General features: G+C 75.3%; 8 protein-coding genes and 3 pseudogenes. 2 read left to right on the forward strand and 9 right to left on the reverse strand.

The features are described 5' to 3' along the window. Positions 1–52: 52 nt before the first annotated feature. The 7 genes and pseudogenes from ACZ411_RS00920 to ACZ411_RS00950 all read right to left on the reverse strand — a co-directional run bounded on the left by ACZ411_RS00920 (position 53) and on the right by ACZ411_RS00950 (position 6785). Positions 53–1948: a YhgE/Pip family protein gene (locus ACZ411_RS00920; RefSeq protein ID WP_464167804.1), complete on the reverse strand. Its 1896-nt coding sequence runs from the start codon at positions 1946–1948 to the stop codon at positions 53–55. Beyond that, positions 1945–2070 carry a hypothetical protein gene (locus ACZ411_RS00925; protein ID WP_464167806.1) on the reverse strand — a complete coding sequence of 42 codons (126 nt, stop codon included), beginning with the start codon at positions 2068–2070 and terminating at the stop codon, positions 1945–1947. The genes ACZ411_RS00920 and ACZ411_RS00925 overlap by 4 nt, the downstream gene beginning before the upstream one ends. 815 nt (positions 2071–2885) lie before the next feature. Continuing rightward, a pseudogene (locus tag ACZ411_RS00930) lies at positions 2886–3467 on the reverse strand (MMPL family transporter); the annotation flags it as partial. Positions 3468–3832: 365 nt separating this feature from the next. Further along, a complete protein-coding gene (locus ACZ411_RS00935) occupies positions 3833–4711 on the reverse strand; it encodes an MMPL family transporter (protein ID WP_464167808.1) in 879 nt (292 codons plus the stop codon). After that, the gene (locus ACZ411_RS00940) at positions 4708–4929 is read right to left on the reverse strand and encodes a hypothetical protein (protein WP_464167810.1); all 222 of its coding nucleotides are present in this window, start codon (positions 4927–4929) and stop codon (positions 4708–4710) included. The genes ACZ411_RS00935 and ACZ411_RS00940 overlap by 4 nt, the downstream gene beginning before the upstream one ends. A 40-nt stretch (positions 4930–4969) precedes the next feature. Then, complete coding sequence (locus ACZ411_RS00945) at positions 4970–5512, reverse strand: TetR/AcrR family transcriptional regulator (RefSeq protein WP_464167959.1); 543 nt, start codon at positions 5510–5512, stop codon at positions 4970–4972. Positions 5513–5631: 119 nt separating this feature from the next. Continuing rightward, positions 5632–6785: pseudogene (locus tag ACZ411_RS00950) on the reverse strand (SLC13 family permease). Positions 6786–7030: 245 nt separating this feature from the next. Between ACZ411_RS00950 and ACZ411_RS00955 the strand changes: the two are divergent. Further along, positions 7031–8086, forward strand: coding sequence for a hypothetical protein (locus ACZ411_RS00955; protein ID WP_464167812.1), 1056 nt, complete (start codon positions 7031–7033; stop codon positions 8084–8086). Positions 8087–8138: 52 nt separating this feature from the next. Here ACZ411_RS00955 and ACZ411_RS00960 read toward each other — a convergent pair whose 3' ends face one another. After that, positions 8139–9521, reverse strand: coding sequence for a glucose-6-phosphate dehydrogenase (locus tag ACZ411_RS00960; protein WP_464167814.1), 1383 nt, complete (start codon positions 9519–9521; stop codon positions 8139–8141). A gap of 89 nt (positions 9522–9610) precedes the next feature. On the opposite strand from ACZ411_RS00960, the pseudogene ACZ411_RS00965 reads away from it, so the two are divergent. Continuing rightward, a pseudogene (locus ACZ411_RS00965) lies at positions 9611–11488 on the forward strand (glycoside hydrolase family 15 protein). Between the two features lie 64 nt (positions 11489–11552). Here the strand turns inward: ACZ411_RS00965 and ACZ411_RS00970 are convergent. Continuing rightward, on the reverse strand, positions 11553–12410 hold the full coding sequence (locus ACZ411_RS00970; RefSeq protein WP_464167816.1) for an alpha/beta fold hydrolase: 858 nt from the start codon (positions 12408–12410) through the stop codon (positions 11553–11555). Positions 12411–12920 lie beyond the last annotated feature (510 nt).

Here is a 12920-nt window from a genome sequence, read left to right on the forward strand (position 1 = left end):
GGGCGGCCCTCGTCGTGCACGGGCGGGGCGTCGCGGGCCCGCCCGTCGTCGGTCAGACGGCGACGGCGACCGACGACGGCGCGGCGCCCGGGATGAGCCCGAGGCTCCGGGCCCGCCGCGAGCGCCGCGTGACGACGTACGACACGGCGAGGCTCAGCAGCAGGAGCACGGCGAGGACCCCCGCCGATCCCCACACGACCGCCGGCGCGCCGCCGGCGATGATCGCCTGCATCCCCGAGGACGCGTAGGTGAGCGGCAGGAACGGGCTGACGGCCGCGAACGGCGCCGCCACGAGCTGCGCCGGCACGATGCCGCCGAGGGCCGCGGCCTGCACGGCCAGGAGGATGAGCGAGACCACGAGCCCCGCGCGGCCGAGCGCCTGGCGGAGGAGGTAGTGGATCGCGGTGAAGGCCGCCGCGGTGAGGCCCGCGAACCCGAGGGACGCCGGCAGGAGCGCGAGGGACAGCCCGAGCGCCGCGTGCACGAGCGCGACGAGGAGCACGACCTGCGCGAGCGCGATCAGCGCGGCGCGGGCGAGGACGCGCCCCATGACGCGGCCGGTCGCGGCCGAGGACGCGAGCAGTCGACGGGCGGCCGGCCGCAGCACGAGGAAGGTCGCGAAGGCGCCGAGCCAGAGGCCGATGGGCACCGTGATGGCGGCGATCGCGTCCCCGGGGCTGCCGATCTCGTTCTCGCGGTCGACCGTGAGGCCCACCGGGTCCGCGACGACGCCGGAGGCCGCGGTCGCCTGGTCCGCGTCGAGCGACGGGATCTGCTCGGCGCCCTGCGTGAGCCCCGCTCCGAGCTCGGTGGCCCCGGAGGAGAGCGCGTCGGCGCCGGTGGCGAGGTCGCCCGCGCCCGTGGCCGCGCCGGTCGCGCCGGTGCGGAGCTGACCGAGCCCGTCGCCGAGCTGGCGGGCGCCCGTGACGAGCGCACCGCCGTTCGCGGCGAGCTGGGCGGCGCCCGAGGCGCTCTGCCCGATGCCCTGCTGCACGCCCTGGATGCCGGCGCCCGCCTGGGTCGCCAGGGTCCGCCCCTGCGCCGCGTACTGGTCGAGCCCCTGCTCGAGCGGCTGGAGCTGCGCGGCGAGCGGCGCCGTGCGCGGGTCGGCCGACAGCTGCTGCCGGATCCCCGCGACCTGCTGCGCGATCTGCCCCGCCCCGCCCGCGTACTGCTCGACGCCGTCCGCGACCTGCGAGAGCCCGGCGGCGCCCGTCTGCAGCTGGTCGAGCCCCGAGGAGAGCTGGGAGACCCCGCCCGTGTAGGTCCCGAGGCCGTCCGCGAGCTGCGACGCGCCCTGCTGCGACTGCCCGAGGCCGTCGCCGAGCTGCGCGAGCCCGTCGCCGAGCGCGGTCGCCCCCGAGGAGAGCTGCGTGGCCCCGTCCGAGAGCTGGTCGGCGCCCGTGCCGGCGTCGGTCAGCGAGCCCTTGAGGCTGCCGAAGGTCGTGTAGATGCCGGAGACGAACTGCGAGGTGATGGCGTTGCCGAAGACGCTCGTCATGCCGACGCCGACGGCCTGCGTGGCGGCGCCCGTGAGGTAGCCGTGCGCGTCGTCCGTCGTGACGCGGATCTGCGCGCGCTCCGGGGTGTCCGTCGAGAGCGACACGACCGACGCGGAGAAGTCCTCGGGCACCGTCAGCACGGCGTACACCTCGCCGTCGTCGAGCATCCGCTCGGCCTCCTCGGCGTTGGTGATGGTCCAGTCGAAGGCCTGGTTCTCGTCCGAGGTGAGCTGCGTGACGAGGAGGCGGCCGGCGAGCACGGGCGTCTCGGTGCCGTCGGGCGCGGTCTGCTGGACGATCTCGTCCTGGTTGACGATGGCGGCGGGGATCCGCTCGACGCCGTCCGCGACGTCCGAGAGCGAGCCGATGAACAGGCCCGCGACCGCGAGCGGGACGAGCGCGACGAGTGCGACGGCGAGCCGTCGGCGTGCGGAGCGGGTGGTCATCGGCGGGTCTCCTTGCCGGTCGTGACGTGCGTGTCGATGTCGAGGGGCTCGGCGTCGCCGTACTCGGCGACGTCGTGGTCGGCGTCGAGCGGCCGAGCGGCGGCCGCCGGGCCGTCGTCCACGGCGAGGCGCAGGCGGACCTCGTCGGCCGGCCGGGCATGCCGTGGTCGTCCGGGAACACGGGGGCGCCGAGCACGACGGTCGTGCTCTCGTGGACGAGCGCGGCGAGCGCCCGGAGGAACGCGCGCTCGGCGGCGGCGTCCGGGAACGGGTCCACCACGTCGAGCACGAGCACGGGCGCGCGTCCGGAGGCGGCGACGGCCGTGAGCGCGATGGCGCGCTCCAGCGGCAGGAGCGATCCGACGGGGTCGTCCGCGCCGATGCGGCGCGCCCCGGCGGCGTCGGCCGCCTGGGAGATGCGCGCCAGCCACTCCCCCTGCCGCGCGCGGGCTCCGCGGCGGCGCCCGAGGGGCTCGGACAGGTCGATGCGCTCCGCGAGGAGATCCCCCACCGCGACGCCGGAGTCCACGCGGTCGACGCGTCCGAGGTCGGCCATGGCGACGCTCGTGAGCACGCGGCCGGCCTCCGACGCGAGCGGGTGCCCGGCGACCTGCGCGCGTCCGGCCAGCGGGACGAGGCGGGCGCCGAGCGTCGCGCCGAGGAGACGGCGGTTGGCTACGTCGCCCTCGACGAGCACGAGGGATCCGGCCGCGGCGGCGAGGTCCACGGGCGCGAGGCGGTGGCCCGGGATGCCGACGACCAGGCGCTCGGCGGCGACGGAGGCACCGGAGGCCCGCGCCCAGTCCATGTCGTCCTGGTGCTCCCGGAGCCCCTCCCCCTCGATGTCCACGTCCGGCAGCAGGCGGTCGAGCCAGCGCGGGATCCACCAGGCCCGCTTCCCCAGCAGCGCCATGGCGGCGGGCACGAGGGTCATGCGCACGAGGAAGGCGTCGAAGAAGATGCCGACGGCGAGCCCGAGCGCGATGGTCTTGATGACGCCCGCGCCCTCGGGCACGAAGGCCGCGAAGACGAAGAACATGATGAGCGCCGCCGCCGTGACGACGCGCGCGGCACCCGAGAAGCCGGTCACGATGGCGCGGCGCGCGTCGCCGCGGTGCACGAAGTCCTCGCGCATCCCGGAGACGAGGAACACCTCGTAGTCCATGGCGAGGCCGAAGAGGATCGCCATGAGCAGGATCGGCATGAAGCTGAGGATCGGGCCGGGCGTCACCCCGAGCGCGTCCGCGAACAGGCCGTCCTGGAAGATGAGGACCACCGTGCCGAACGACACGACGACGCTCAGCAGGAAGCCGACGGCCGCCTTGACCGGCACGAAGACGGAGCGGAACACGATCATCAGCAGGATGATCGAGAGCCCCACGACGACGATGCCGAACGGCACGAGCGCCTGGTCGAGCCGCTGCGAGATGTCGTTCTGCACGGCCGTCGTGCCGGTCACCGAGACGCGCGCGTCGTACCGGTCCTGGAGGCCGGAGGCGAGGTCGCGGATCGACTGCATGAGCGCCGTCGTCTCCGCCGACTCGGGCGGGCTGTCCGGCACGACCTGGATGATGGCGGTGTCGACCGACGGGTTGGGCGTCCCCTGCCCGACGAACGCCACGTCGTCGAGGCCGCGGATCTCCCCGCCGATGTCCTCGAGCACCCCGATCGGGTCGGTGGTCTGCGTGATGTCGACGAGCACGACGAGCGGCCCGTTGTGCCCGGGGCCGAACGCGTCCGAGACGGTGTCGTACGCGACGCGGCTGGTGGATCCCTCGGGCTCGGTGGCCCCGCTCGGCAGCCCCAGCTGCAGCTGCGACGCGGGGACGGCGAGCAGGCCGGCGATGCCGATGACGATGACCACGGGGATGATCGGCACCTTCGTCACGATCGCGACCCAGCGCGCGCCGAGCGTGCGCTGCGTGCCCGCGGCCTGCGCCGTCGCCCGCCGGGCGGCCCGCGAGCCCTCCTTCGGCGGAGCCGCTCGCCCGCGAGGCCGAGCATGGCGGGCAGGAGCGTCGTGGCGACGCCCATGGCGAGCAGCACGGCGAACGCGGCGCCGAGGCCCATCACGGTGAGGAACGGGATCTGCACCACGAGGAGCCCGAGGAGCGCGATGATGACCGTCACGCCGGCGAAGATCACGGCGCTGCCCGCGGTCGCGACCGCCGTCGCGGCCGAGCGCTCGACGGGCATCCCGTTCGCGAGCTGCGTGCGGTGCCGCATGAGGATGAAGAGGGCGTAGTCGATGCCGACCGCGAGGCCGATCATCACGGCGAGCAGCGGCGAGGCGCTCGAGACCGTGACGAACCGCGCGGCCGCGAGCAGCGCGCCCGCGGAGGCCGCGACGCCGACCAGCGCGCCGATGAGCGGCAGGCCCGCGGCGAGCATCGACCCGAAGGTGAGGACCAGCACGAGGCCGGCGAAGAGCACGCCGAACGCCTCGGTCACCGTCACGCCGTAGTGGATGTCCTGGAACACCTGGCCGCCGAACGAGACCGTGAGGCCCGCGTCGGTCGCCGCCTGCGCGGACTCCCGCAGGGCGTCGAGGGTCGCGTCGGTGACCTGGTCGCTCTGCCCTCGGAACTGCACGGTCGTGATGGCGACGGTGCCGTCGTCGGAGACGGCGTCGGTCGCGTACTCGGAGAACGGGGAGAGCGCCGTCTCCACTCCGGGCACCTCGCCCGCGGCCGTCGCGGTGGCCTCGATGGCCGCCTGCTCGGCGGCGTCCGTGACCTCCGCCCCCGCGGGGGCCTCGGTCACGATCTGCGCGCTCGCGCCCGCGGCCTGCGGAACACGGCCGCGAGGCGGTCGATGGCCTCCTGGGACTCCGTTCCCGGGATCGAGAAGGACTCCTGGGTCTTCCCGCCGAGCGCGAGGCCGCCGCCGAGGAGGATGCCGAGGACGAGGATCCACGCGGCGACCATGCGCCACGGGTGGAGGAACGAGATCCGGCCGAGCCGGTACAGAAGCGTGGCCATGGGCGGTGGCTCTCCTTACGAGGGGACGTGCGGTGCGGGGTCAGGCGGAGCGGGAGGCGAGGGGGGCGAGGAGCTCCCCCACGACCACGACGAGAGCGGCCCTGACCTCGTCGTCGGGCAGCGGTTCGTTGGTGGACCAGTCGTCGCTCGCGGCGAGGACGTACGCCGCGCCGCCGAGCGCCACGCCGTAGCGCAGCTGGTCGAGGGCGCTGTCGAGGGCGCCGGCGGTCTCGCCCAGCCGGCGCACGAGGTCGTTCGCCCGCTGGATGACCGCGAGGTGCCCGAGCGAGCGGCCCTGCGTGATGAACAGGGAGACCTCGTGCCGGTGCAGCAGGAGGAAGTCGATGAAGCGCTCCACGAAGGCCCGCCGCGCGTCGGCGTCGCCGCGGATCGAGTCGGCCCGGTCGATGACCTCGGCGAGCGCGTCGATGGTCGGCTCGAGCAGGGCCTCGAGCAGCGCCTCCTTCGAGGCGAAGTGGTACAGCACGCTGGACTTGGAGTAGCCCGCCTCGTCGGCGATCTGCTGGAGCGAGGTGGCCTGGAAGCCGTCCCGGGCGAAGCGCGCGGCGGCGATGGGGCGCAGCTCGTCGCCGGCGGAGGCGCGGGGGTCCTGGTCACACGAGGAAGCCTACGCTGACCGATCGGTCAGGACCTGACTGATCGGTCAGATGTGCGGGGGCTTGACAGGGAGCGGCCCGTCGGTCATCGCGTGAGGACGAAGGCGGCCATCGCGAGGCCGACCGTCAAGGGCGCGACCACGAGGCCGAGCAGCACGTAGCGCGACCACCGGATGTGCACGCCCATGCTCACCAGCCGCTCGTGCCAGAGGAGCGTGGCGAGCGACGCCCACGGCGTGATGAGCGGCCCGGCGTTGACGCCCACGAGGATCGCGACGAGGCGCTCCGGGGACCCCGCGACGGGCTCGAGCGCCAGGTACGCCGGCAGGTTGTCGACCGCGTTGGCGCTCAGCGTCGCCACGCCCGCGAGCCGGAAGAGCGCCGCGGCGTCCTGCCCTCGCCCGACACCGCCGCCATGACGGCCGTGAGCCCGAGCGACTGCGCCGCCTCCATCACGACGAAGAGCCCGGAGGCGAACACGACGAGCTGCCACGGCAGGAGCCCCGGCCGGAGCGCGCTCGGCCGGCGCACGGCGGTGAGGACCGCGAGCACCACGGCCGCGGCGAGCGCCGGGATCCAGACCTCGACGCCCGAGACGAGCGCGGGCACCAGGAGGCCCACCACCACGGCGCTGCCGACGAGGAGGACGGGGTCCGTCGGCGCGCTCCGCGCCCCGACCTCGTAGCGAGTGAAGAGGTCCTTCCGGTGGAGCACGAGGATCGCGAGCACGGGCACGGCGATGGCGACGAGCGCGGGCGCGACCGTGAGCGCCGCGAAGCCCGCGGGCCCGAGCCCGCCGAGCTCGTGCTCCGCGAGCAGGTTCGTGAGGTTCGACACGGGGAGGAGGAGCGACGCGGTGTTGGCGAGCCACACGGTGGTCAGGGCGAACGGGAGCGGGGCAGCCCGCAGTGCCGCGCGAGCACGACGACCACGGGCGTCAGGAGCACCGCGGTCGTGTCGAGCGACAGGAAGATCGTGCAGAGGCAGGCGAGGAGGACGGTCGCGAGCCACAGCGCCCAGGTGCGTCCGCGGCCGAGGCCCGCCGCGCGCTCGGCGATCCAGGTGAAGAGCCCCGCCTCGCTCGCGAGCTCGGTGACCACCGTGATGGCGACCACGAAACAGGAGGATCGGCCAGACGCGCTCGTACAGGACGCCGAGGTCGTCGAGCGGGAGGGCTCCGGTGGCCACGGCGACGGCGCCGACGACGAGGAGCACCACCCCGATGAGGGCTGTGCGCACGGGCGCCTCCTGTCTGATCCGCGCTCACTGTACTCATCGGCTCCCGGGAGTCCGCGCCGGGTGCGGAAGGGGATGCCGGCGGGCGCGCGGCGCGTCGGCGGCGGGCCGACGGGAGGGGCCGAGGGCGGCCGGGCGGCGGACGCGGGGGCCGGATCCCGGTACCGTGGAGGAACACTGGGAGGTGTCATGCGCAAGACACTCCTAACGGCAGCGTCCTCAGCGCCCTCGTGGGCGGCTGGAGCACCATGCAGACGACCCGTCGGGGTCCGCGCGACTGGAAGCTCGGCCTCATGTGGCTCAGCTGGGCCATCACGGTGGCCATCGCCGTCGGCACCGTCATCGAGGACTCGCGCGACGGCAGATCGGCAACTAGCCGCCGTCCGCTCCGCGATGCGCATGTCCCCCGGGGCGTGCGCGTCGTCCGCGTGCGCGGCGCGCGGCCGGGCGCGGAAGCGGCGCGACCGCGTCGCTCTCGGCGCCCCACCCCCATGATCCCCGGCGTGTCGCGGTTCGGCCCGGGCGTGTCGCCCACGATGATGGTCCCGATCGTCGCTGGTGCGATCGGGGAGGCCGTGATCATGTTCCGGTGGCGCAGAGGCAAGTCCGTCCCGACCGAGGCCGCGCCCGCCGCGCCATCCCCCGCCGCGGAGTCGCCCGGCATCGCGGGAGGGGACGCCCCCGGTCGTCCCGGCACCGGATCCGTGCCGACACCGCCCGGCGTGTCCCTCGCCACGGGCCAGCTCGCCGCCATCGCCGCGCGCCTGCACGGCGGACCCGTCCGGCCGGCCCACGTGCCCGCGCACAAGGCCGAGGCCGAGGTAGTCGCGGCGCCCGCTCCCCCGGCGTCCGCCGCGGTCGGCGAGCCGACCGAGACGCAGGAACCGCACGTCCGCCCCCTCGCGGAGCCGGACCTCCGCCCCCTCGCGGAGATCGTGCACGCCGCGCTCGCCCACCACTTCGGCCCCGACGGCGCCTGGGCGCTCGTCCGGCGCTCGTCCGACACGACCGCGGGCTTCTTCGACGAGCTCATGACCGCGCACATCGCGCGCGACGTCGCCCTGGCCCTCGGCGCGTCCCCGGCCGCCGCCGCGCTCCCGCTCGAGGACGCGCGCGCGACCGGATCCCCCGACGGCGACGGCGACCGCGACGTCGACGATGCTCGGGAGGACGCGGCCCGCCAGGACGCCGTGCTGCGCGAGCTCGCCGTGTTCGACGCGGATCCGCTCGACGACGCCCTCGCGGAGCTGGCCGCCGAGCCGCTCCGGGTCCCCGCGGTGCTGCGCGCGGTGCGCAGCGCCTAGGCGCCGCCGCGCCCGCCCGCCCGCCCGCCCGGTGCCGACGGCGCCCGCGGGGTCAGCCCTTCGGCGCCACCTGCGGGCTGTCCCACGGCCCCGCCGAACCCGCCGCGTACTCCTCGAGCGGCACGTCGCCCGCGCGCCACGCGGAGATGACGGGCTCGACGATCCGCCAGCACTCCTCGGCCGTGTCGCCGCGCACCGAGAGGGTCTCGTCGTCCGAGACGATGCCGTCGATGACCTGGCCGTACGGCGGGAGGTCGCCCGGGTCGAAGGCGGTCACGAGCTCGGCGCGGTCGATGACGTCGGGGTCGGCCGGCCCGTCGACGTTCAGCTCCAGGTGCAGCTCGTCGGGTGCGAGGAGGATGCGGATCCGGTCCGGCTCGTCCGCCCCGGTCAGCCCGGTCGGCACGTGCGGCGCCGGCTGGAAGGTCACGACGATCTCGCGTCGGTGGTCCCGCATCGCCTTGCCGGAGCGCAGCCGGAACGGCACGCCCGCCCAGCGCCAGTTCGCGATCTCCACCGTCATCTCGGCGAGGGTCTCGGTGCCGCGCGCGGGGTCGACGCCCTCCTCGTCGGCGTAGGCCGGGAGCTCGCGGCCCTCGACGTCGCCGGCGGTGTAGCGGGCACGTCGGGACGACGCCACGGGATCGCCGCCCCACGGCCGCGTCGCGCGGAGCACGAGCGCCTTCTGGTCGCGCACGTCGCGGGCATCGGTCGTGGCGGGCGGCTCCATGGCGAACACGGCCATCACCTGCAGCAGGTGGCTCTGGATCATGTCGGTCAGCGCGCCCGCGGTGTCGTAGTAGCGCGCCCGCCCCTCGAGGGCGAGCTGCTCGTCGTAGACGATCTCGACGCTCGCGATGTGCCGGGCGTTCCAGACGGGTTCGAGCAGCCGGTTCGCGAAGCGGAGGCCGAGGAGGTTCCGGACGGTGGAGCGGCCGAGGAAGTGGTCGACGCGGTGGGTGCGCTCCTCGGGGACCAGCGTCGCGAGCAGCCGGTTGAGCGACCGCGCGCTCGCGAGGTCCGTGCCGAACGGCTTCTCGAGCGACAGCGACGTGCCCTCGGGCAGGGTGATGCGCGTCATCGCCTCGCAGGCCCGCTCGGTGACGGCCGGCGGCAGGGCGAAGTACACGGCGGGGGCGGCGTCGCACGCCGCGAGCAGCCGTTCGAGGTCGGCCTCGGCCGTCACGTCGGCCGCGTGGTAGGTGGTGCCGGCGACCACGCGGTCGACCGCGGGGCCCTCCGCGCCGAGCGAGGCGAAGGAGGTGCGGACGACCTCGCGCCAGCGGTCGTCGTCCCAGTCCTCCGTGCCCGCGCCGACCAGCTGCAGGTCGAGGTCCGGCCGGTGGGCGAGGAGCTCCCCGAGGCCGGGGAGGAGCAGGCGCGCGGAGAGGTCGCCGCTGGCGCCGAGGACGAGGAGCGTGGAGGTGGCGGGCATGCGGCCAGGCTACGCCGCGGCGCCCCGCCCCCGGTGGCCGGATGCGCCCCGTGGCGCGGACGCCCCGGTGCCCCGTGGGACCATGTGGCATGGCCATGCGCATCGAGGACTACGCACTCATCGGGGACTGCCACACGGGAGCGCTGGTCGGGCGGGACGGGTCCATCGACTGGCTGTGCCTGCCGCGGTTCGACTCCGCGTCCATGTTCGGGGCCCTCCTCGGCACCGAGGAGCACGGCGCGTGGAAGCTCGCACCCGCGTCCCCCGACGCGACCGTGTCGATGCGCACCTACCTCGGGAACACCTTCGTCCTGTGGACGCGGTGGGAGACGCCGGAGGGCGCGGTCGAGGCCGACGGACTTCATGTCCATGGGCGACCGGCGGGCCGACGTCGTCCGCCGCGTCCAGGGCATCAGCGGCACGGTGCGGATGCAGGGCGACCTGCTGCCTCCGGTTCGGCTACGCGACGGCGCTGCCGTGGATCCGCAAGCTCGACGGCGACGACCCGCGCCTGGTGGCCGTGGCCGGCCCCGACGCGGTCGTCATCCGCGGTCCCGAGCTGACGGCGACGGACCACCACCACGGCGTGGCCTTCGAGGTGTCGGCCGGCGAGACCGTCGACACCGCCCTCACGTGGTACCCCTCGCACCGCAGCGAGCCGCCCGCGTTCGACGTGGACGCGGCCCTCGAGCACACCACGGAGTGGTGGGAGACCTGGGCGAGCTCCATCGAGCACCAGGGCCCGCACCAGGCGGCCGTCCGCCGGTCGCTGCTCGTGCTCCGCGCGCTCACGCACGAGGACACCGGCGGCATCGTCGCGGCCGCGACCACCAGCCTCCCCGAGCAGTTCGGCGGATCCCGCAACTGGGACTACCGCTACGTGCGGCTCCGCGACGCGTCCCTCACCCTGGAGGTGCTGCTCGCGCACGGCTTCGACGACGAGGCCGACGAGTGGCGCACCTGGCTGCTGCGCGCGATCGCCGGGGACCCGGGCGACGTCCAGATCATGTACGGCCTGAGCGGCGAGCGCTTCCTCCCGGAGCGCGACCTCGACAGCCTCCCCGGGTACGAGGGCTCCGGGCCCGTCCGCGTCGGGAACGGCGCGTTCGAGCAGTACCAGGCCGACGTCATCGGCGAGGTCATGCTCGCGCTGCAGGCGGCTCGCGACGCGGGCGTCCGGGAGAACGGAGTTCTCCTGGCCGCTGCAGCGCGCCCTCATCGGCTTCGTCGAGGACAACTGGGAGCGCCAGGACAGCGGCATCTGGGAGATCCGCGGAGCCGAGCAGCACTTCACGCACTCGCGCGCGATGATCTGGGCGGCGCTCGACGCGGCCGTGCAGGGCGTCGAGCGGCACGGCCTCGACGGACCGGTCGAGCAGTGGCGGACGCTGCGAGACCGCGTCCGCGACGAGATCCTCGACCGCGGCGTGGATCCCGCCACGGGTGCGTTCCGCCAGCACTACGGCACGACCGAGGTGGACGCCTCGCTGCTGATCCTCGCCCAGGCCGGCTTCTGCGCCTACGACGACCCGCACATGCTCGCGACCGTCGACGCCATGGAGCGCACCCTCATGCACGAGGGCTTCCTGCTGCGGTACGACACGAGCGCCGGGGTGGACGGGCTGCCCGCGGGCGAGTACCCGTTCCTCGCCTGCTCGTTCTGGCTGGTCGAGCAGTACGCGCGGTCCGGCCGGGTGACGGACGGGCGCGAGCTCATGGACCGGCTGGTCGGCCTCTGCAACGACGTGGGCCTCCTCTCGGAGGAGTACGACCCGGTGGGCCGCCGCCAGGCGGGCAACGTGCCGCAGGCCCTGTCCCATCTCGCGCTCGTGCGGGCGGCGGACGCGCTGGAGGCCGCAGCCGCAGCGCATCCGGACGACCTCGACCGGGCGCACGAGGACGGCAACGCCGCCCGCGCGCACGCGGAGGCGGCCCGACGCGCGACCGCGGCGGCACCCGTCGCCTGATCCGCTCGCCGGAGGGTCGCGTCGGGCCGGGCGTCCTCCGCTCGGCCGATGACCGCCTCCGGCGCTAGCGGTCGGCTCCGGACGCCGGGACCCCCGCGAGGAACGCCGTCACCGCCGTGAGAGCGTCCGGGTGCCGGGGCGTGCCCGCGTGCGTCGCGCCGTCCAGCTCGACGAGGCGGGCGTCGGCCCGCAGCGTGCGCACGTGCCGGGCGGCCCGGAGGCGCTCGGCGTCCCGCGTGCCCGCCACGAGGAGGAGCGGCACGGCCGACGCCGCGACCACGTCGTCGGGCACGCCCGGGTCCCGCTCCGACTCCCGCATGTACGCCGCCAGCGCGCCCGCGTCGTCGGCGAGGAAGGCGCCGCGGGTCGCCGCGTCCACGACGCGCCCGCCGTGCTGCTCCCAGGCCGCGAGGAAGCCCGGCATGCCCCCGGTCTCGAGCACCTCGATGCAGCCGGGGAAGAACACGCGGTCGAAGACGCCCACGCCGCTGCGCGGGGAGCCGCCGAGGCTCGAGGTGGAGAGGAGGCGATCCGGATGCGCGGCCGCCAGCGAGAAGCCGACCCGGGCCCCGAGGCTGTAGCCCACGTGGTGCACGACGGGCGCGCCGACCGCGTCGAGCACCGCCACGACGTCGGCCACCATCAGGTCCATGGCGTAGGCGGACGGATCGTGCGGGGTCCCGCTGCGGCCGTGCCCGCGGAGGTCGAGCGTGATCACCGGACGCCCCGGTGACAGCGCCCTGACCCAGCCGAAGCCGCGCCAGATCGCCTGCGAGAGGGCCGTGCCGTGCACGAGGACCACGGGAGCGGGGGCCGTGTCAGGCGTCGCGCCGCCTCGGTGCGCGAGGCCGGGCCCGGGCGGGGCGCCGAACACCCGGTAGGCGATGCGCGTGCCGTCGAGGGGGTTGGTCGCGGTGTCCACGGGGATCCAGGCTACGCGGACGCAACGCGGCGCCCGCCTGCGCGCCGTCCGCCGGGGCCCATGAGGGCCGGGACGAACGAGGGCGGACGGGCGCCGCGGGCGGCGGACTGAGGCGGAGGCGCCGTCGTCGTCCGTGTGGTGGGGGGTGTCCTCCTCGGGCTCGAAGCTGGTCGTTCCCCCCGTCGTGGCCGGCCGCGACGCCCTTCTCCCCCGCCGGGATCGTGCCGTCGCCGCCGAGACCGGCGTCGTCGTCGTGCGCGTCGGCCGTGCCGTCGTGGTGGGTCATGTCGGTGCCTCCTGTCGTCGCGCGGCCGGTGCCCGCGTCCTCGCGCGCACCGCGACCGGCGGCGCGCTCCCATCCTGCCCGTCCGCGCGGCCCCCTCCGCCCGGCCTGTCCGGGTTCGGCCGTCTCGCAGGATCCCGTCATGGCCGCCACCTCGTTAGTGCGGCTAATGAGCTACCCGGACGACATGCCCGACTCCCCCGACCTCAGCCAGAGCCTCCGCGTCG

This window comes from Clavibacter sp. AC415 (genome assembly GCF_979252985.1).

Bases quoted from the DNA above. Each gene is read 5' to 3' on its own strand.
- ACZ411_RS00940 (WP_464167810.1), bottom strand. From the start codon at position 4,929: ATGGCCACGCTTCTGTACCGGCTCGGCCGGATCTCGTTCCTCCACCCG.
- ACZ411_RS00920 (WP_464167804.1), bottom strand. From the start codon at position 1,948: ATGACCACCCGCTCCGCACGCCGACGGCTCGCCGTCGCACTCGTCGCG.
- ACZ411_RS00955 (WP_464167812.1), top strand. From the start codon at position 7,031: ATGCAGACGACCCGTCGGGGTCCGCGCGACTGGAAGCTCGGCCTCATG.
- ACZ411_RS00960 (WP_464167814.1), bottom strand. From the start codon at position 9,521: ATGCCCGCCACCTCCACGCTCCTCGTCCTCGGCGCCAGCGGCGACCTC.